This window comes from Amycolatopsis mediterranei (assembly GCF_026017845.1).
Lineage (GTDB): Bacteria > Actinomycetota > Actinomycetes > Mycobacteriales > Pseudonocardiaceae > Amycolatopsis > Amycolatopsis mediterranei.
This window is the reverse complement of sequence record NZ_CP100416.1, coordinates 1,349,657-1,369,295: the sequence shown is the minus strand read 5'-3', so window position 1 is coordinate 1,369,295 and position 19,639 is coordinate 1,349,657. Positions and strand designations below refer to the sequence as shown.

General features: G+C 71.4%; 16 protein-coding genes. 7 read left to right on the top strand and 9 right to left on the bottom strand.

What is annotated here, in order from left to right:
• The first annotated feature begins 22 nt into the window (after nt 1-22).
• Both ISP_RS06560 and ISP_RS06555 read left to right on the top strand, forming a co-directional pair.
• Entirely contained in the window at nt 23-508 is a 486-nt protein-coding gene (locus ISP_RS06560; protein ID WP_014467248.1) for a hypothetical protein, read from the top strand.
• A 229-nt stretch (nt 509-737) separates the two neighbouring features.
• A complete protein-coding gene (locus tag ISP_RS06555) occupies nt 738-1,730 on the top strand; it encodes a carbon-nitrogen hydrolase family protein (protein WP_013227182.1) in 993 nt (330 codons plus the stop codon).
• A gap of 50 nt (nt 1,731-1,780) precedes the next feature.
• On the opposite strand, the gene ISP_RS06550 is transcribed toward ISP_RS06555, so the two are convergent.
• From ISP_RS06550 to ISP_RS06515, 8 genes are all read right to left on the bottom strand, one after another.
• Nucleotides 1,781-3,433, bottom strand: coding sequence for a right-handed parallel beta-helix repeat-containing protein (locus ISP_RS06550; RefSeq protein ID WP_230468379.1), 1,653 nt, complete (start codon nt 3,431-3,433; stop codon nt 1,781-1,783).
• A 56-nt stretch (nt 3,434-3,489) separates the two neighbouring features.
• Nucleotides 3,490-4,983 (bottom strand): family 43 glycosylhydrolase, encoded by a 1,494-nt coding sequence (locus ISP_RS06545; protein ID WP_013227184.1) that lies wholly within the window; start codon nt 4,981-4,983, stop codon nt 3,490-3,492.
• Between the two features lie 165 nt (nt 4,984-5,148).
• Nucleotides 5,149-6,978, bottom strand: a complete 1,830-nt coding sequence (locus ISP_RS06540) for a DUF2264 domain-containing protein (RefSeq protein ID WP_013227185.1) — start codon at nt 6,976-6,978, stop codon at nt 5,149-5,151.
• Entirely contained in the window at nt 6,975-7,979 is a 1,005-nt protein-coding gene (locus ISP_RS06535; RefSeq protein ID WP_013227186.1) for a hydroxyacid dehydrogenase, read from the bottom strand. Before ISP_RS06535 ends, ISP_RS06540 begins: the two co-directional genes overlap by 4 nt.
• Complete coding sequence (locus ISP_RS06530; protein ID WP_013227187.1) at nt 7,976-8,818, bottom strand: carbohydrate ABC transporter permease; 843 nt, start codon at nt 8,816-8,818, stop codon at nt 7,976-7,978. The genes ISP_RS06535 and ISP_RS06530 overlap by 4 nt, the downstream gene beginning before the upstream one ends.
• Entirely contained in the window at nt 8,815-9,765 is a 951-nt protein-coding gene (locus ISP_RS06525; RefSeq protein WP_013227188.1) for a carbohydrate ABC transporter permease, read from the bottom strand. The genes ISP_RS06530 and ISP_RS06525 overlap by 4 nt, the downstream gene beginning before the upstream one ends.
• Before the next feature lie 10 nt (nt 9,766-9,775).
• Nucleotides 9,776-11,083, bottom strand: a complete 1,308-nt coding sequence (locus tag ISP_RS06520; protein ID WP_013227189.1) for an ABC transporter substrate-binding protein — start codon at nt 11,081-11,083, stop codon at nt 9,776-9,778.
• A 79-nt stretch (nt 11,084-11,162) separates the two neighbouring features.
• The gene (locus tag ISP_RS06515; protein ID WP_013227190.1) at nt 11,163-12,245 is read right to left on the bottom strand and encodes a substrate-binding domain-containing protein; all 1,083 of its coding nucleotides are present in this window, start codon (nt 12,243-12,245) and stop codon (nt 11,163-11,165) included.
• Between the two features lie 179 nt (nt 12,246-12,424).
• On the opposite strand from ISP_RS06515, the gene ISP_RS06510 reads away from it, so the two are divergent.
• From ISP_RS06510 to ISP_RS06495, 4 genes are read left to right on the top strand one after another with little or no spacing between them, the layout of a single operon-like run.
• Nucleotides 12,425-14,248: a flavin-containing monooxygenase gene (locus tag ISP_RS06510; protein WP_013227191.1), complete on the top strand. Its 1,824-nt coding sequence runs from the start codon at nt 12,425-12,427 to the stop codon at nt 14,246-14,248.
• Nucleotides 14,245-15,771, top strand: coding sequence for a Vgb family protein (locus ISP_RS06505; RefSeq protein WP_013227192.1), 1,527 nt, complete (start codon nt 14,245-14,247; stop codon nt 15,769-15,771). Before ISP_RS06510 ends, ISP_RS06505 begins: the two co-directional genes overlap by 4 nt.
• Nucleotides 15,768-17,234: an MDR family MFS transporter gene (locus ISP_RS06500; RefSeq protein ID WP_013227193.1), complete on the top strand. Its 1,467-nt coding sequence runs from the start codon at nt 15,768-15,770 to the stop codon at nt 17,232-17,234. The genes ISP_RS06505 and ISP_RS06500 overlap by 4 nt, the downstream gene beginning before the upstream one ends.
• Nucleotides 17,215-17,976: an SDR family NAD(P)-dependent oxidoreductase gene (locus ISP_RS06495; RefSeq protein ID WP_013227194.1), complete on the top strand. Its 762-nt coding sequence runs from the start codon at nt 17,215-17,217 to the stop codon at nt 17,974-17,976. The genes ISP_RS06500 and ISP_RS06495 overlap by 20 nt, the downstream gene beginning before the upstream one ends.
• A gap of 44 nt (nt 17,977-18,020) precedes the next feature.
• On the opposite strand, the gene ISP_RS06490 is transcribed toward ISP_RS06495, so the two are convergent.
• On the bottom strand, nt 18,021-18,983 hold the full coding sequence (locus tag ISP_RS06490) for an SDR family NAD(P)-dependent oxidoreductase (RefSeq protein ID WP_034286197.1): 963 nt from the start codon (nt 18,981-18,983) through the stop codon (nt 18,021-18,023).
• Between the two features lie 51 nt (nt 18,984-19,034).
• Here ISP_RS06490 and ISP_RS06485 point away from each other — a divergent pair, with 51 nt between their 5' ends.
• Entirely contained in the window at nt 19,035-19,625 is a 591-nt protein-coding gene (locus tag ISP_RS06485) for a TetR/AcrR family transcriptional regulator (RefSeq protein ID WP_013227196.1), read from the top strand.
• Nucleotides 19,626-19,639: the final 14 nt, after the last annotated feature.

The window sequence follows — 19,639 nt, the reverse complement described above, 5'->3', positions numbered from 1 at the left end:
GCCTTCCCGGCGTGCTGGAGGCATGACGTCTTCGAAGTCCTGGCTGCCCGAGGCCGCCTTGCGGTGGCTTCCCCTGGTGGTGCTGGTCGGCGGCCTCGCGGTGGTGTGGACCGGCGTTTCCATGGCCGCGGATGTGCACCGGTCGGCGGGGCTCTTCCCGGGGCGGGTCGTCGCGACCGACGTCCGGGAGCACCTGACCGCGGACGTCGAATACACCGGACCCGACGGGGTGACGAGGACGGAGACCTTCGAGCACCACCAGGGGCGGGTGATCGTCCCGGGGCGCCGGGTGCAGATCCGGGTGTGGCCGGACGAACGGCGCGCGGAATTCGACCAAGGTGACGAGCACACCGGGCCGATCGTGGCCGGCAGCCTGCTGACTCTGCTCGGCGCGGGCGCCACCGTCCTGCTGTTCCTGTGGCATCACGGCGTGCGGCTGGAGAAGTCCCGGGCGCGGCTCGAACGGTGGTGGTTGTTGTCGTGGTGGTGGCTGTCTCGCTGGCGGTGACGGCCCGTGCACTGGCCGGCCGCCGATGACAGCGTGTCGACCTGCTTGTGCTGTGGGCCGTGCTACGGTGATCTCCGGCGTGGCTCACGCCGGACCTCCGCCGACTGCCCCCAGCGCAGTCCCGAATGGGGGCAAAGGGACTTCTCGTCTCGGGTCGTCGTTCTTGTCCGTCCGTCTCGGGCGTGGTGTTCGCTGGGGGAACTTCCGTCCGAGCTGCGGAAGGGCTTCGATGACGACGAACAGGAACTTCAAACGCCGGGTTCGTGCCCGCGCGGCCAAGACCGGCCAGTCCTACACGACCGCTCTCCGGCACTTCCGGCAAGCTCCGGGAGGAGACGTCCCGACGGAGCCGAAACGGCTGCGGCTGGCCGTGGCGCAGGCTGTGCTCCGCGAAGATCCTCGCCGCAGCGCGGGGCTGCGGGACAGCGGGAGCGACATACGCCGGCTGATGCGCGAGGCGCACGAGGCGGGTGCGGCACTCGTGCACTTCCCCGAGGGCGCGACCTGTTCTCCGCACAAGCGGATCATGTCCGTCGACGGCCCGGACAAGGTCGGGCCGGCGGACTGGACCCGGTTCGAGTGGGGTGTGCTGCGCCAGGAACTGACCGCAATCGCGGAACTCGCCCGAAAGCTCAGGCTGTGGACTGTGGTGGGCTCGGTGCACGGCCTGACCCCGCCGCACCGCCCGCACAACAGCTTGTACGTCATCTCCGACCGGGGAGAAGTCGTCACGCGTTACGACGAGCGCATGCTGTCGAACACGAAGGTGACGCACATGTACACGCCGGGAACGGCGCCGGTGACGTTCGACGTCGACGGGCTGCGGTTCGGGCTCCTGCTCGGCATGGAGGTCCACTTCCCCGAGCTGTTCATCGAGTACGAACGGCTCGACGTCGACTGCGTCCTGTTCTCCACGGCGGGGGCCGGCCGGCAAACCGACGACGGGGACTTCGCCACCCAGGCGCAGGCGCACGCCGCCACCAACAGCTACTGGATCAGCTACGCCGGCCCCACACAGGACGTGGCCTCCGGCGTGATTTCTCCCGCGGGCCGATGGGTCGTGCGCTGCCGCGAGACCGGGAAGCCCGCCATCGCGATCATCGATCTCGACAACGGCCCGCAGAACTTCGCACGGCGGTGGCGCCGCACCGCACGCTCGGGCGTGTACGACCCGCACCTCGTCCAAGACGACCGCAGGAGCAACGACCGTCGGGTGTTTTAGAGTTCCCGCCGGACCCGGCAGCAGAGGAACGGACGCCGGCGGACGTTGACCTATCCCACCTCGAACGCGCCAATGTCCGGTTTGCCGGTGTACAGCGGGGTTCCCGCGTAGTCCCGGCCGCCGTTACCGCTGATCGCGACGCCACGGTTCACGGCGGCCGAGCCGGACCGGACGCGCAGACCGTACGCCGCGGTGAGGCGCGGGCCGGACGCCGGTGTGCCCGCCGTGTAGTCCGGTGTCCCGGTGAACTGCGGGTCCGCGCGGACGGCGTGCGCGTCCCCCGACGGCACCGGCAGGGTCGCTCCCCCGTACAGGTTGCTGTCGTAGCGGATCGTCGAGCTCGTGGTCAGGGACGCCCCGGCCACCTTCGAGTACAGGATGTTGTCCGTGAGGTCGTAGGACGAGGTCAGCGACGTCCCGTAGCCGTAGACCAGGTAGTTGCCGCGGTCGTTGTAGAGCGTGTTGCCGTACACCGTCGCCTTCGACGCCTTGTCGGAGTGCAGGTACAGCGGGTACCGGGTGTTGCCGGCGAGCACGTTGTAGCGCAGCACGACGTCGCCGAAGACGAACTGGCACAGCAGGATGCCGTCACCGTTGCCGTGGGACCAGTTGTACTGGACGACCACCTTGGTCGTCCCCTTGTCGGCGTCGATGCCGTTGGCGTCCGCGCCGTGGGCCTTCTGCGTCGTCCCGGCGACCTCGTTGGACTGGACGGTGACGTCGTCGGCGAAGTAGGCCTCGATGCCCGACGTCCCGGCCCGGTCCACGACGTTCCGCTCGACCACCGCGTGCCGGACACCGGTGAGGTACACGCCGTTGCACCCGTAGGCAGTGCCGGGCTGGCTGATGTGGTTGCCGCGGACGACCACGTTCGTGTGCGGCGTGAACCTGGTGTCGCCCGCGCTCGTGCGGCTGCCCCAGCCGGTGGCCACGGCGCCCGGGGCGTCCCCGGAGTACTGCTTGACCACGATGCCGGCGAACGAGGTGTTCGCGATGACGGAGTCCTGGACTGTGATGCCGTCGAGCACCGTCGGTGTCGCCGGGGCACCGGGGTTCGCCACCGTGGCGTCGAAGACGATGCCGCCGGTCTTCTTCGAGCGGTCCCAGCCCGTCTTGAAGTGGATGCCGGGCGCGTCGTCCGCCGTGTCGCCGCCGATCCAGTTCACCTCGCCGGTGACGTCGTGGACGTTCACCCCGTCGACGACGAAGCCGTGGAGCGCCCGGCCGGCGGTGCCGGTGACGTGGATGCCCCGCAGGTCCTTCAGGTTCGCGCCCGGTGTGCTCGTCGACGGTGCCTGGTTGGTCACCTCGAGGTGCCGGATCGTCCAGAACTCCTGGTCGGCCAGGCGCACGGTATCGGCGACCGCGCCGCCGCCGTCGATCCGCGGATTCGCGCCGTCGCCGTACCGGTCCACGGTGACCGGAGCTCCCGAGGCGCCGGAGCCCTTCGGCCACAGCTGCCCGCTCCACCGGCCACCCGCCCGCAGCAGGACCTGGTCGCCCGCGTGGAAAGTCACCTGGTTCACCCGCGCCAGGCTGCGCCACGCGTGGGCACTGTCCGTCCCGGCCGCGCTGTCGTTGCCCTGCGCGGCGTCGACGTAGTAGCTCACGCCGGCGGCTGACGCGAGCGCGCCCGGCGCCGAGGCGGCCAGCAGAGCGGCCGCGAGCAATCCGGGAAAAGCTCGCCTGAAGAAACGCAACACGTGCTGCTCCTCACGCCGTCTTCGTCGTGCGGGAAAGGGCGAACGGCCCACCGGTGTCAGCCGTTCTGCACCAGGCTGAAGTCGTCGGCGTTCACCCAGTTGCCCGCGTTCGCGTCGGAGTACAGCCCGACCTGGATCGACCCGTTCGTCACCGCGATGCCGGAGACGGTCACCTTCGTCCAGCTCCCGAGCGACTGGCTGATCGACGCGCTGACCTCACTGCCGCCGTAGTTCTTGGCGAAGATCGTCGCCTTCTTCTGCCCGCCGCTGCTCTTCACCCACGCCGACAGCGTGTACGTGCCGTTCGGCAGCGAAATGTTCTGGTACCGCGAGGCGGTGTAGGCCGACGACGAACTCTGCGCGAACGCCCACCGTCCCGCGTGGCCGCCCTGCTTGTTGCTGTTCACCACACCGCCGGTGGTGGTCCAGCCGGCGAGATCGTTCTGCGCCACCCGATCGGCTTCGGCACTCGGGTTGAGGACGTAGTTGTTGCCACGCCCCACCGCCCACGTCCCCGCCGCCGCATCGACGGTCCACTGGCTCAGCGAATGGAACACCGGCGTCGACCCGGTGAACGTGACCGGCAGCCACTGGTTGTAGCCGATGCCGTTGCCGGCGAAGTCGCTCCAGCGGTCGCCACCGAACACCACGAACGAACCCTGAGAGCCGGTCACCGTGAACGCCAGGCCGGTCTGCGTCACGTGCGAGAAGTCGGCTTCCGTGCCCTGCAGCACGAACTCCGACGAGTACGGACCCATGATGTTCTTCGCACTGATGCAGTACGTGTGGGAGGCGTTCCAGCCGTGCAGGTCCGAGGAACAGAAATAGTACGTCCCGCTGTACTTGAACATGATGTTGCCTTCACGCCCACCCGCCGAGCTGTTGTACACATTCTTCGCCGGATCGACCTGCAGGAAGTCCGAAGCCCGCAACGTCGAGACGTACAGGTGCGAACGGCCGCTCTTGTTGCTGTAGATCAGGTACGCCTTGCCGTCGTCGTCGGTGAAGACCGACTGGTCGCCGGACATGCCGGTGGAGACACCTGCGATGCTCGACTGCGTGCCCGCGCGGGTGAACTTGCCGTTCGGCGTGCTGCTGGTCGCGAACACCAACCCGCTGTCGAGCTGCGAGACCAGCACGTACTTGCCCGTGTTCGGGTTCCGCGCAACGCCGATCCGGCCGACCCAGCCGCCGCCCAGGTCGGCGCCGGTCAGCGCGTTGCCCTCGAACTTCCAGTTCGCCAGATCGGTCGACGAATAGATGGTGATCGCGCTCAGCGACGTGTCACCGTTCTTCCCGCCACCCGGGTTGGCGTAGTAACTGACCGCGCCGTTGTACTTGGCCCCGTACCAGTAATAGGTGCTGCCGACCTTCAGGACACCGCCGCCCTGGGAGTAGACCGGGTTGCCCGAGGTGTCCTTCCAGAACACGTCGTTCTGGATCGTGACAGCCGCCGCGACGTGCGGCTCGGCCGCGGCGGCACCGCCGGCGGGAACCAGCGCTACGACCAGGGACAGGACGGCGCCGAACCCGAAGTTCTTCGCGGCCATGTGGACTCCTCACTCCGAGGTAGCTGATCGGCAACCGGCGTGCACCGGCCTCCAGGAGTGAAACTCGACCGGGCCGGCGAAATTGGGAGCGCTCCCAACATAACACGGCCGATACCTCCGCGAAACCTCAGGAAGCGCTTTCTCAACGGGCGCCTTTTGAACCGTTCAACGCACCGAGCTCACCTGCAGCGGCCCGAACCGGATCCGCACCGAGAACCCGTCCGGCCAGCCGATCTCGGCCCCCTCCTCGGTGACGGCGGCGACCGGATCGCCCGTATCGGTGCCCAGTACGGCCAAGGCGACGAACACCGCCGTGCCGTGGACATCCGCGGTGAGCCTCGGGAGCGAAACCCACGTGACGAACGCCGTTCCGTGCGGGGCCCGGACTTCGTCCTGGCCGGTCCAGCCGGCCAGCGGCCGGAGGACGGATTCGCCGGGTGCGGTCGCCCAGCCTGTCTGCTCGACGGTCGCGCCCGGCGGTGCGCCGAGCACCCGGTGCACCCGCAGCTCGTCCGGTCCCCGGACGACGGTCACGCTTTCGACGCGCAGACCGGGGACCGGGCCCCGCCCGAACACCGGGTGGTGCCAGGATCCCGCCCAGCCCCAGCCTTCGCCGTGGCCGGCGCCAAGTGGGTGGATCCGGCGCCGGACGCTGCCGACGTCGGCGACGACGACCGCGAAGTGGTTGTCGGCCGGGTTGTCCCGCGCGGTCGGTCCGGTCCGGGTCGAATAGGCGAACCGGCCGTAGTGCGGGTTCTCCCCCGCCGGCGACTCGGCCTCGTGCGGCCGGACGGCGTCGCTGCCGTGGTTGTGCAACCGGACGACGCCGTCGTCGCGGGTCGCCTGCAGCAGCAGGCCCGGGCCCGGCAGAGCGAGCACCGTGTCGGCGCTCTCGCTCGGCGCGAGCTCCTCGGTGGCCGTCCACAGTGGATGCTCCGGCGGTGCCAGCAGGCACACGAACGCCTTCGACGCCCAGTACGGCGACCCCGGGCCGGAGTAGTGCTGCACCGTCGGCGCGTGCGGCCCGTGCCAGCCGAGGCTCAGCAGCCCGTGCTCGTCCACGGCGCCGCGGTCGGCGAAGTAGCGCAGCGCCCCGCTGAGCAGCCGCCGGGACACGCCCGGCCGCAGCGGGGTGTCGCCGGTGACCGCGCCGAGGCCGACCGCCGACGCGGCCGCGAACCGGTAGGTCAGCGACCGCCCGAAGTGCAGCGGCGCGCCGTCGCCGCCGAACCACAGGCCGAAGCTTTCCAGGTGTTCGCGCAGTCGCGGGCCGAACCGGGTCGCTTCGCCGGCGAGGTGGGCGTCCAGTACCGGGTACAGGTGCAGCGCCCAGCCGTTGTAGTGGTCGAAGGCACGGCCGTCGCCGTCGGCGTACCAGCCGTCGCCGCGGTACCAGCCCTCCAGCAGCTCCAGCGCCCGGTCACGGGCCTGCGCGGTCTCGGCGTCGGCACGTCCCACCGAGGACAGGAACCCGGCCACGGTGAACGGGAACAGGTACCAGTTGTTCGGCGCCGGGACGTGCCGCAGCGCACCGCGCAACCACGCCTCGACCCGGTCCTGCACGGCGGGCGCGAGGTGGTCCCACAGCCACGGCCGGGTCAGCCGGAGCCCGAGCGCGACGGACGCGGATTCGACCATCGGCTGCCCGGCGACGGGGTGGTCACGGATCTCCGGCCACGACTCGGCGTCGTCGCGTCCCGGCGTCCGGGTCCCCGCCTCGATGCCCCCGGCGTACCGCTCCAGCCAGCCGTGTGGGTCCTTCCCCTCCTCGCCCGCGACCCGGAAGGCCGCGGCGAGGAACGTCCGCGCGAACCCCTCCAGGCCGTCCGAGCGGACGCCGCTGCCCGACGGCGGGCCCGGCAGGTCGAGCCGGGCGCCACCCGGGGTCGCCCAGCGCCAGGCCGCCGCCAGCAGGCCGTCCGCCGCGGCGATCCAGTGGTCTCGCGTGTATCCGGTGTGCGGGCTCAGCGCGCGGTTCCCGGCGGGCAGCTTCACGCGATCATCCCCAGGCGTTCGCGGCGGACGGGGTGGGCGAACTCCTCCCCGGCCGCCCAGCGGGTGACCTCCGCGACGGCCAGTTCGGCCAGCCGCCGCAGCTCGTTGCCCTGCGAGCCGGCCAGGTGCGGGGTGATCAGCACGTTGTCGTCGGTCCACAGCGGGTGCCCCGGCGGCAGCACCTCGGGATCGGTGACGTCGAGGACCGCCCGGATGCGGCCGGCTCCGGTCGCTTCGGCCAGTGCGTCCTGGTCGAGCACCGCCCCGCGGGCGGTGTTGATCAGCACGGTGTCCGGCCGCATCGAAGAGATCAGCTCGCGGCCGACCAGCCCGCGGGTCTCGGGCAGGAGCGGGGTGTGCACGCTGACGACGTCGCCGCGGGCGAACAGCTCGGCCAGGCTCACCGCTTCCGCCCCCAGTTCCGCCGCTTCCGCCTCGGTCAGGTGGGGATCGTGCACGAGGACGCGGAAGTCGTGCGGACGCAGCAGGTCGATCACCCGCCGTCCGATCATCGACGCCGACAGGACGCCGACGGTCCGGCCGTAGTTGCCCAGGTGCGGCGGCACGCCCAGCCCGTCGTCGGCGCGGCGGGCCGCCCGGTGGTCGCGGGCGCGTTCGAGCACCCGTTTGCCGGAGAGCAGGATCATCGCCACGGTGTACTCGGCCACCGGCACCGCGTTCGCCGCCGCGGCGGACGTCACCGCGATCCCCCGCTCCCAGCACGCTTCGGTGACGTGCCGCCGGACCGAGCCGGCGGTGTGCACGACCGCCCGCAGCCGCGGCGCGCCGGCGAGCACGGCGGCGTCCAGCGGCGGACAGCCCCAGCCGGTGACCAGCAGCTCGACGTCACGCAGGACGGCGTGGGCCGCCGGGCGCGTGAAGTCGTCGAGCACGCCGTCCGCCAGGTCGGTGATGCGGCGCAACGCCGTCAACGCGCCGTCGTCGAGCACCGCGGCGGCGGTACGGGGAGCCATCGCCAGCGCGGCGCGGGGACGGCTCACTTGACCGCCCCCGCCGTGAGCCCCGATCGCCAGAACCGTTGCAGCAGCGCGAACGCCAGCACCAGCGGCAGGATCGCCAGCAGTGACCCCATGATCACCACCGGGTAGTACTCGGGTGACGTCGTGGCCGCGCTGTTCCAGCTGTAGAGGCCGAGGCTCACCGGGTACAGCTTCTGGTTCGACAGCATCACCATGGGCAGGAAGAAGTTGTTCCAGATGGCGGTGAGCTGGAACAGGAACACCGTGACGACCCCGGGGCCGAGCATCCGCAGCGAGACCCGGAAGTAGGTCGCCAGCTCCCCCGCGCCGTCGATCCGCGCCGCCTCCACGACCTCGCCGGGCACGTAACCCTGGCTGAACACGCGCCCGAGGTAGACGCCGAAGGGGTTGAACAGCACCGGGATGAAGACCGCCCACACGGTGTCGACGACGCCGGTGCTCGAAGCCAGCAGGTACAGCGGGAGCGCGAGCACGGTCTGCGGCACCATCACCGCGGCGAGCACCAGCCCGAAGAGCTTCTCCTTGTGCCGGAAGACGTACTTGTCGAAGGCGTAGCCGCAGGCGATGCTGACCAGCGCGCTGACCGCCGCGCCGCCGACGGCGTACAGGAGGCTGTTGAGGTACCAGCGGCCGTAGATCCCCTTGTCCATGGCGAACAGGTCCTGCAGGTTCTTCAACGGCGAGAACCCCTGCAGCGAGAGGATGTCACTGCCGAACAGCGCGTCCCGGTCCTTCATCGCCGCGAGCACCAGCCACAGCGCCGGGATCAGGGTGTAGAGCACGGAGATCGCCACGATCGTGTTGACCGCCGCGCGGCCGAGGAACTTCGGCGGGTTCACGCGGCCGCCTCCCGGGCGCGGTTGGTCCAGCGCGTCACGCCGTAGGACAGCGCGATCGTGCACGCCAGCAGGATCACCGACGCGGCCGCGGCGAGCCCGTAGTTGTTGCGGGTGAACGCGGCGTCGTAGATGTACATGCTCGGCGAGAACCGGGCGGTGATCATCGGCGTGGCCTGGGACAGCAGCATCGGCTCGGTGAACAGCTGCAGCGACCAGATCAGCGTGAACAGCACGACCATCACGATCGACGCCCGGATCATCGGTGTCTTGATCCACAGCGCGGTGCGGACACCGCCGGCGCCGTCGACCACCGCCGCTTCGACCACCTCGCGCGGCACGGCCTGCAGGGCGGCGTAGAAGACGACGACGTTGTAGCCGAGGTTGCTCCACAGCGCGATGTTCACCATCGACGGGATGACGGTGTGGACGCCGAGGAAGTCCACCGTGATCCCGGCCTGGCCGAACAGGTCCACCACCGGGCTGAGCCCGGGGATGTAGAGGTAGAGCCAGATGATCGCGGCGATGATCCCGGGCACCGCGTGCGGCAGGAACAGCGCGAGCCGGGCCGACCCCCGCAGCCGCGCGAGCCCCGAGTCGAGCAGCAGCGCCAGGCCGAGCGAGGCGACGACCAGGAGCGGCAGGTACAGCAGGCAGTACAGCGCGACGACGCCGAGCCCGCCGAGGAACGTCGGATCGGCCAGGACGGCCGCGTAGCTGCGCAGCCCGACGAAGATCGTGTGCTCCGGGCCGAATCCCAGGCCCGGTTCGTCGGCGCCGAAGAAGCTCAGCCACAGCGCCGTCCCGGCCGGGATGAGGAAGACCACCACCAGCAGCACGAAGAACGGCGCCATCAGCACGGCGCAGGCGGTGCCCGGCCGGTGCCGTCTCCGGACGCGCGGCGCGGGCGTCCTGGAAGCGCTTTCCGGACGCGCGAGTGTCGTCGTCATCGCCTCTCCTCTAGCTGCTGTGCTCGGTCGTCGCCAGCCCCAGGGCGATCAGGTCCGGCATGGTGGCGCGCTGGGCGTCGCGGAGGGCGTCGAGCAGGGTGCCCTGGCCGGCGCTCGCCCGGGCGAACCCGTCCTGCAGGACGCGCTGGGTCGCGCTCATCCGCGGGCCCCACGTCCAGCCGTCCCGGATCTTCGCGGCCTCGGCTTCGAACAGCCGGTAGATGTCCTGGCCGCCGTAGTAGCGGCGGTCGAACGCCTTCCGCCCGACCTCGACCAGGTCCGGCGCGGCCGGGTACTGGCTGCTGGTGCCGCTGGAGAGCCGGGCGCGCAACGCGTCGGGGTGCGACACCTGCCATTCGATGAACTCCATCGCGGCTTCCGGGTGGGCGCTGTCGCGGGTGACGGCGAACGTCGAACCGCCGTGCGTCCCGACCGCCGGGTGCGCGGGATCCCACTGCGGCAGCGGCGCGATCGCCCACTGGCCCTTCTGGGCCGGCCGGGCCTTCATCTGCGCTCCCGCGTCCCAGGCGCCGCTGAGCCGGGCGAGCACGAGGCCTTGGCCGATCTGCGCGTCCCCTTGCCGGCCCGCGACGCCGTTGGCGAACACGAGACCTTCGTCGATCAAGCCTTGCCAGTACCCGGCCACGCGGCGGGTCGCGGCGTCGGCGAGGGAGACGTTCCAGGCGCCGCCGGAAGTGTCGAACCACTGCGCGCCCGCCTGCCAGGAGGCTGCCGCGAACTGGGTCGCCCCGTCGGTTGCGAAGGCGACCAGCCGGCGCCGGTCGTCGCGGACCTTGCGGGCCGCCGCGGTGAAGTCGTCCCACGTGCGAGGAGGGCTCAAACCGTGCTGGGCGAACAGATCGGTGCGGTAGTGCAGCACCATCGGCTCGACGTCCAGCGGCACGGTGAACACCCGCCCGGCGAACGTCGTCAGGCGCAGCGCCTGCGGGAGGAGCTTGGCCCGCAGGCGGTCGCCGACCAGATCGGTGATGTCCCGCGCGACCCCGTCGATGGCGAACCCGGGCACCTGCGGGTATTCGAGGGTGGCCACGTCCGGTGCGTTGCCCGCGCGGACCGCGTTGCTCAGCTTCGCGTACCCGCCCTGATCGCCGGACGGGATCTGCTGGAACACCACGTGGATCCGGTTCTGGGAGCGGTTGAACGCATCGACCACCTGCTGGCTGCCCCGCAGCGCCGACCAGAAGGTGATCCGGGTGGCGCCCCGCGGGGCGTCGCCGCCGGGACCCGAGCAGGCGGCCGCGAGCGGGACGGCGAGACCCGCGGCGAGCACGGTCCGGCGGCTGGGTCGGCCAGGCATCGATGCCTCCTGCGGGTCGCGAACTCCACGCAGTTTGGGCGCCTGAACGAATTCCGGTCAATAGCGCCGGACAACTCGGTCAATCGATCAGCGGCCGGGTGGACCCGCGCACCTTGAGTTCGGGCAGCACCGCGATCCGCCGCGCCGGCCGGCCCGCCGGTCCGTGCAGCCGCTCCAGCAGCAGTTCCGCGGCCAGCCGGCCCACCTCGGCCTTCGGCGGCGCGATCGCGGTCAGCGGGGTGCTGCCCAGTGCCGCCACGACGTCGTCGTAGGCGACCACCGAACAGTCGCCGGGCACGGTGATCCCGGCGTCCGCCAGCTGCTGGACGAGCATCAGGGCATCGACGTCGCCGTGCATGATCACGCCCGTCGCGCCGCGACCGCGCAGCACGTCGGCGAGTGGCTCGAGGTCGCGCACGGGCTCTTGGTCGGCGACCGCGCCCGGCGCGCTGAGCACCACGGTCCAGTCTTCGACCTCGGGCCGCCCGGCGCAGATCCCGGTGAACGCCGCACGCAGCGCCCGCGCGGTCGGGCTGTCGTCCCGGGCGGCCAGGACGATCCGGCGGTGGCCCAGCGCGAGCAGGTGCGTCACGGCGAGGTGGACGCCGTACCAGTGGTCGGTGCACACGGAATCCCTGGCGTGCAGCGCACTTCCCGGCCGCGGCCGCCGTTCCATCAGGACGACCGGGACGTCGGCCGCGGCCAGCCAGCCGTCGTCGGCTTCCTCGGTGACCACGCTGCGCCAGCGCGGCGCGACGAGCACGCCCCGGGCGTCGTCGGCCAGCAACCGTTCGACGATCGCCCGCTCGGCACCGGGAACCTGAGGCGCCGGGTGCAGCACGACGCGGACGTCGGCCTCTTCCAGCGCGCCGCGGGCGCCGTGCAGGACCTCGGTGAGGTAGGCGTGGCGTTCGGGAACGACCAGCACCACCGGGCCCCCGTCGTCCGAGGCGGGCGCCGGCTCCGGTCGCCGCGGAACCAGCGAGCGGACGACGCCGTGGCCCCGCCGCAGCCGGCCGGCCCCGGCCAGCTCCTCGACGTCCCGGCGCACGGTGATGACCGAGACGGCCAGCTCCGCGGCGAGCTCGGTGACCCGCGCCTGACCGCGCGCCTCGACCACGGCCAGGATCCGCCGCCGCCGGTCCTCCCCCGACTCCCGCATCTCGACCTTCGTTCGCCGGTTGTTCGTTCGATCGTTTCGCCCAGCATAACGATCAGTCGTCGCACCGGTCCAGACGGCGGAGCAGGGTGGCCGCGAAGCCGATCTTCGCGGTAACCTAAATCAAGCAGTTGCTTTAACTCGGCTCGTTGGCCCGCCCCCGTACCCGCCGAAGGGATCTCATGTCCGCTCAGCCAGGAGCGCCGGACCGCACCCGCTTCACCCCCGAAGAGCTCGGTTTCGATCCCGAATCCCTGCGCGCCAAGTACCGGGAAGAACGGGACCGTCGCCTCCGTCCGGACGGCGCTGCCCAGTACCGGCGGGCGGCCGGGGAATTCGGCTACTACGCCGCCGATCCCTACACCGCTCGCGTCGAACGGGACGCCGTGCACGACCGCGTCGAAGCCCTCGTGGTCGGCGGCGGCTTCGGCGGCCTGCTCACCGGGGCGCGGCTGCGCCAGGCCGGTCTGGCGGACATCCGGATGCTCGACGAGGCCGGCGACTTCGGCGGTACCTGGTACTGGAACCGCTACCCGGGCATCCACTGCGACATCGAGTCCTACTCGTACCTGCCGCTGCTGGAAGAAGTCGGCTACGTCCCGCAGTGGCGCTACTCCCCCGGCGAGGAGATCCGGCAGCACGCGATCGCCATCGCGAAGCACTTCGACCTCTACCGCGACACCCTGTTCCACACCCGCGTCACCGAGCTGCGCTGGGACGACGACGCCGCCGAGTGGCAGGTGCGCACCGACCGCGGCGACGCCTTCCGCGCCCGCTACATCGTGGTCTCCTCCGGCACCCTCACCCAGCCGAAGCTGCCCGGCATCCCCGGCATCGACACCTTCCGCGGGCACACCTTCCACACCAGCCGCTGGGACTACGGCTACACCGGCGGCAGCCCCGACGGCGGCCTGGACCGCTTGGCGGACAAGAAGGTCGGCGTCGTGGGCACCGGCGCGACCGGGATCCAGGTCATCCCGCACCTCGGCCGTGACGCCGGGCAGCTGTACGTCTTCCAGCGGACGCCGTCGTCGGTCGACGCGCGCGGCAACCGCCCCACCGACCCGGACTGGGCGGCCTCCCTGAAGCCGGGCTGGCAGCGGGAACGGATGGCCAACTTCCTCGCCATCGTCACCGGCGGGCACGTCGAGCACGACCTGGTCGGCGACGGCTGGACCAGCACCGGCCGGCTGCAACGGCAGATGCTCAGCGGCACGGTCGACACCGACCTGCCGGCCGAGGAGCGCGAGTACCTCGACGAAATCGCGGACTTCGTGAAGATGAACGAGATCCGCGCCCGGGTCGGCGAAGTCGTCACCGACCCGGCCACGGCGGAGCTGCTCAAGCCCTGGTACCGGTACATGTGCAAGCGGCCGACGTTCAGCGATTTCTACCTGCAGACGTTCAACCGCCCCAACGTCACGCTGGTCGACACGGCCGATCACGGCGGCATCACCCGGATGACGGAGAACGCCGTCGTCGTCGGCGACCGTGAGTACGAAGTGGACTGTGTCGTCTTCGCCACCGGCTTCGAGGTCGGCGTGTCCGGCATCCTCTCCGGCACGCTGCCGGTGTACGGCCGCGGCGGGACTCCGCTGCTGCAGTCGTGGCAGCGGGGACCGAAGACGCTGCACGGCTTCTACAGCCACGGTTTCCCCAACTTGTTCCACCTGGGGCCGTTGCAGAACGCCTCCGCCGTCAACTTCGTGCACATTCTCCAGGAGCAGGCCACGCACATCGGCGCCGTCGTCGCCGAGGCCCGCGAACGCGACGCCCGATACATCGAGCCCACCGCCGACGCCCAGGAGGCGTGGGTCGCCACGCTCCGCGCGAACGCCCGCGACACCTCCGCGTTCCTGACCGAGTGCACCCCCGGTTACTACAACAACGAGGGCAAACCGCGTCCGGCGGGCAACTCCTTCGCCCCCGGGCCGGTCGTGTTCCACGATCTGCTGCGCCGCTGGCGCGAAGAAGGCGGGATGGACGACGTCCTGGTCGGCGCATGACGGCGTGCCACGTCCGCCGGCTGACCCGGCCCACGTCGCTGCGGGGCTCGAACGGGGTCGCCTTCGGCCCGGACGGGCGGCTGTACGTGGCGCAGTTCCTGGCCGGCGAGATCGGTGCCGTCGACCTGGCCACCGGCGACGTCGAGGTGGTCGTGCCGGTCGGCGGGCCGGTGCAGGCGCCCGACGATCTCGCCTTCGGGTCCGACGGGTCGATGTACGTCACCGACCTCGTGCCCGGCCGCGTGTGGCGACGGCGTCCCGACGGCACGTTCACCCTGGTCACCGACCAGGTGCGGCTGCCGAACGGGATCGCCTGCGTCGGCGACCGGCTGTTCGTCAACGAGATGATACCGGACGGCCGGCTCCTGGAACTCGGCAACGGGGAGCCGAAAGTGCTCGCCGGCGGCCTGGCCATGGGCAACGCCATGCAGCTCGGCCCGGACGGTGCCCTCTACTACCCCCACATGCTCACCGGCGAGGTCTTCCGGATCCCGCCCGACGGCGGCACTCCCGAGCTCGTCGCCACCGACGTCCACCAGCCGGTCGCCGTCCGGTTCGACCTCGGCGGTGTGCTGCAGGTGCTTTCCCGCGGCGTGGCCGGCATCGTCACCCGCATCGACCTGTTCGGCAGCGGCGACCGGACACTCGTCACCAGCGGGCTTTCCGGGCTGGACAACGCGGCCTTCGACACCGAAAACCGCATGTTCGTCTCCAGCTACGCCGGCGGCGGCATCACCGAACTGCACCCCGACGGCCGGACCCGCGAGATCGCGCCCCGCGGGTTCGCCGGGCCCTACGGCGTCACGGTGGACCTCGGCGGCACCGTGCACGTCGCCGACCACTACCGCATCGCCGAGCCCCGCGACGACGTCACCACGACCGAACTCCTCCCGTTCGCGCACGGCATCGCCGCCGACGGGGACCTGCTGCACCTGACCTCGCAGTACGGCCAGGTCCGGACGTACGACCGGACGACCCGGTCCGTGCGCACGCGAGCGAACGGCCTGGCCGAGCCCGCGGGGATCGCCGTCCACGCCGACGGCGCGCTCGTGGTCGCCGAGGCCGGTGCGGGCCGCGTCCTCACCATCGACTTCGAGGACACCGTCGGCGTGCTCGCCGACGGCTTCGGCCGTCCGGTCGACGTGGCGGTGGACGGCGACGGTCGCTGGTACGTCAGCGACGAGGAGCGCGGTGCGGTGTACCGCCTCGACGGGGAAACCGCGGTCGTCTTGGCGGACGATCTCGGTGCCCCACAAGGAATCGCGGTCGTCGGTGGCTGCTTGTACGTCGCCGAAACCGCGGCGGGCCTAGTTGTCGCGGTCGACCTGGTCACCGGCGAAGCCCGGCAGGCAGCCGACCTCCCGGCGAGCCCGGGCCGGCCCGGCGAGCAGCCCGCGTTGCACGCCCACGGCCTTCCCGGCGTCCCCCGCCCGTTCACCGGCCTGGCCACCGCTCCCGGCGACTCCCTCTACGCCGCCGCCGGCGGCACCGTCGTACATCTGACCCCGGCGGAGCAACCGTGACCGCACGCCGGCAAGTGCTCCAGGCCCTCAGCGGCCTGCTGCTCGCCTTGTTCGTCTCCACGCTGAGCAGCACCGTGGTCGCCACCGCGCTGCCCCGCATGCTGCACGACCTGCACGGCACGCCCGTCCAGTACGCCTGGGTGGTGACCGCCACCCTGCTCGCGGCCACCGCCGCGACACCGATCTGGGGCAAGCTGGCCGACCTGTACCGCAAGAAGACGCTCATCCAGATCACCGCCGTCGTCTTCATCGCCGGCTCGATCGCCGCGGGCCTGGCGCAGAACACCGGCCAGCTCATCGGGGCCCGCGCGCTGCAGGGCGTCGGCGTCGGTGGCCTGCAGTCCTTGGTCCAGATCGCCATCGCCGCGATGATCCCGCCGCGGGAACGCGGGCGGTACGCCGGTTACCAGAGCAGCGTCACGGCGCTGTCCACCATCGGCGGACCGCTGCTGGGCGGCTTCATCGTCGACACCTCGTGGCTGGGCTGGCGGTGGTGCTTCTTCATCGGCGTGCCCGTCGCCGTCGTCGCCCTCGTCCTGCTGCAGCTGACGCTCCGCCTCCCGGTCGTGCGCCGGGAGAACGTGCGGATCGACTACTGGGGAGCCACCCTGATCACCGGCGGGGTCAGCCTGCTGCTGATCTGGGTGTCCTTCGCCGGGGACGCGTTCGGCTGGGCCTCCTGGCAGACGGCCGTGATGGTCGGCGGCACCCTCGTCCTGCTCGGCCTCGCCGCCTTCGTCGAAACCCGCGCCGCCGAGCCCGTCGTCCCACCCCGCATCATCCGGCAGCGCACCACGGCGCTGGCCATCCTCGGCAGTCTCGCCGCCGGCACCGCGATGTACGGCGCCGCGGTCTTCCTCAGCCAGTACTTCCAGGTCAGCCGGGCCCGCACCCCGACAGAAGCCGGGCTGCTGACGATCCCGATGATGGCAGGCATCCTGGTTTCCTCCATCGTCGCCGGCCGCCGGATCAGCCGCACCGGCCGCCTCAAGCCGTTCCTCGTCACCGGCGCGGTCAGCCTCACCGCCGGCTTCGCCGGCCTGGGCCTCATCGACGAGCGCACACCCCTGCCCTTCATCGGCATCGCGATGCTCCTGATCGGCACCGGAGTCGGCATGACCCTGCAGAACTTCGTGCTCGTGGTCCAGAACGCCGTCCCCCTCCGGGACATCGGCGCGGCCAGCGCCACCGTCTCCTTCTTCCGCTCCCTCGGCGGCACCATCGGCGTCGCCGTGCTCGGCGCGGTCCTCGCCCGCCAAGTCGCCGACCGTCAGGCCGCCGGTGCTCCGCCGCCGGTCGCCTACGGCGTCGCCACCGGGCACATCTTCGCCATCTCGGCCGGCGTCGCGCTGCTCGGCGTGCTCGCCGCGGTCCTGCTCAAACCCGTCTCCCTCCGCGACAGCCTCGACCTGCCCGACGCTGCCGCCCCGCGAAAGGAAACCCATGTCGCAGAACGGCCATGACCGCCGCTTCACCGGCCGCACCGTCATCGTGACCGGCGCCGGATCGGGCATCGGCCGCGCCACCGCGGTCCGCGTCGCCACGGAAGGCGGCCACGTCGTGGCCGCCGACCTCGACCCGGCCCGGCTGGCCGGCCTCGTCGAACAGTGCGGCGAGGAATCCGTCACCGCCATCGCCGGGGACATCACCGAGCCGGAAACCGTGGCGCGGATCGTCGCGGCCGGCGGCCACCGGATCGACGGACTGGCCAACATCGCCGGGATCATGGACGGCTTCCTGCCACCGTCCGAAGTGGACGACGCGGTGTGGGACCGCGTCCTGGGCCTCAACCTGACCGCGACGATGCGGCTCACCCGGGCCGTGCTCCCGGCGATGATCGAAGCGGGGCGCGGCTCGATCGTGAACGTCGCTTCCGAGGCGGCGCTGCGCGGGTCGGCGGCCGGTGCGGCGTACACCGCGTCGAAGCACGCCGTGGTCGGCTACACCGCCAGCGTCGCGTTCTTCCACGGCCCCCAGGGAGTGCGGGCCAACACGGTCGCGCCAGGACCGACGATCACCGGCATCGACGGCGGGATGCGTTCGGAGTACGCGGCCGGCCGCGGTGGCCCGGTCATGCAGGCCACCATGCCCGCACCGGCGGCACCCGAACAGGTGGCGGCTTCGATCGTGTGGCTGTTGAGCGACGACGCCGCCAACATCAACGGCGTGGTCCTGCCCAGCGACGGCGGCTGGTCGGTCGCCTGACTGCCGTCAGTGACGGGTTCCCGGACACGACGAGCCCGCACCGCTCACCGGCGGCTTGCCGCCGGTCGAAGACCCGGGTCCGGGGTGACTCCGGTGGCGGTGGCCGTGGCCTGCCAAAGCTCGCCGGCGAGCACCGGGTCCTGCGCGGCCGCCGAGCGGTGCGCGGGCCCGGCCGGACCGCGGATCTCGAACGGCCCGGTGGGGCCCAGGTAATCGCCGCCGCGCACCGGCCCGGTGGCCGCGAGCAGCTGGGGCCGGATCCCGGCGGCGACCGGCTGGGACACCCAGCGATCCGGCAGCACGAGCACGCGGGCTTTCCACGTGTTGCCGCGGGCGAGGGCGTTGTTCAGCAGGTCCGAGGCCGTCAGCCCGGGGTGGGCGGCGATCGACAGCACCGGGTCGCCGTCGAGCCGCAACCGCCGGTCGAGTTCCGCGGAGAACAGCACGTTCGCCAGTTTCGAGGCCCCGTAGGCGCGCGTCGGCGAATAGCGCCGGCGCTCCCAGTTGAGGTCGGTGAGATCGAGCCCGCCGGTGCGGTGGGCCAGGCTCGACGTCGTCACCACCCGGGCGGGCTGGTCCGGGTTTCCGGCGGCCCGCAGTGCCGGCATCAGCAGCCAGGTCAGCGCGGCCGGGCCGAGGTGGTTCGTCCCGAATTGCAGCTCGAACCCGTCGCGGGTCCGCGCGTGCGGCCCCAGCGACACGGCGGCGTTGTTGACCAGCACGTCGACCCGGTCCCCGGAGCGGTCCCGGATCTCCGCGGCGGCGGCGCGCACCGAGGCGAGGTCGGCCAGATCGAGCAGCACGGATTCAGCCGAGCCGGGACCATCGATTCCGGCCCTCACCTGTTCGACGGCTGCCGCTCCGCGCTCGGCGTCGCGAACGGTCATCAGGACGCGGGCACCGGCTGCGGCCAGTGCCCCGGAGAGGGCGAGGCCGAGGCCGGAGGTCGTCCCGGTGACGACGATCGTGCGTCCCGTGAGATCGGGTACTTCATGTGACACTGTCATATCAACGACTGTCCCGTAACTCGGATGACATTGTCAACTAGACTGCCCGGCATGACCCGAGCCGAGAGCGCCGCAGCCACGCGACAGGCTCTCGTCCGCGCCGCCTCCGAACTACTGGACGAGGGTGGGCCGGCCGCGGTGACCCTCCGCGCGGTCGGAGCGCGGGCCGGAGTTTCGCGTGGCGCACCCTACGGCCACTTCGAGAACAAGGAGCACCTGCTGACGCAGCTCGCGATCAACGCGTGGAACGCGCTGGCGGACGACGTCGAGCAAGCACGCGCAGACCCCGGCACCACGGCCGAGGCGCGGCTCGAGTGGGCCGTTCTGAGGCTGATCGGGCTCGCCCGGCGGCGACCGCACCGGTATGCGCTGATGTTCAGCACTCCGGCGGACACGCCGGCCGCCGCCGAAGCTGCGAGCCGTCTCGAAAAGGAGTTCCTCGTCCTCGTCGCGGACGTGGTCGGCGAGCCTGACGCAGGCCGCTACGGCGCCCTGCTGATGTCGAGCGCGCACGGCATCGCCGGAATGGAACTCAGCGGTCATCTGTCGAAGAACACCTGGCGGGTCAGCGTGGAGCAACTCGTGCGCATGCTGGTCGACGCGATCCGGCCCGGCGGCCGGGATCGCCCTCCCCATCAATGAGTCACTTGTCTCGT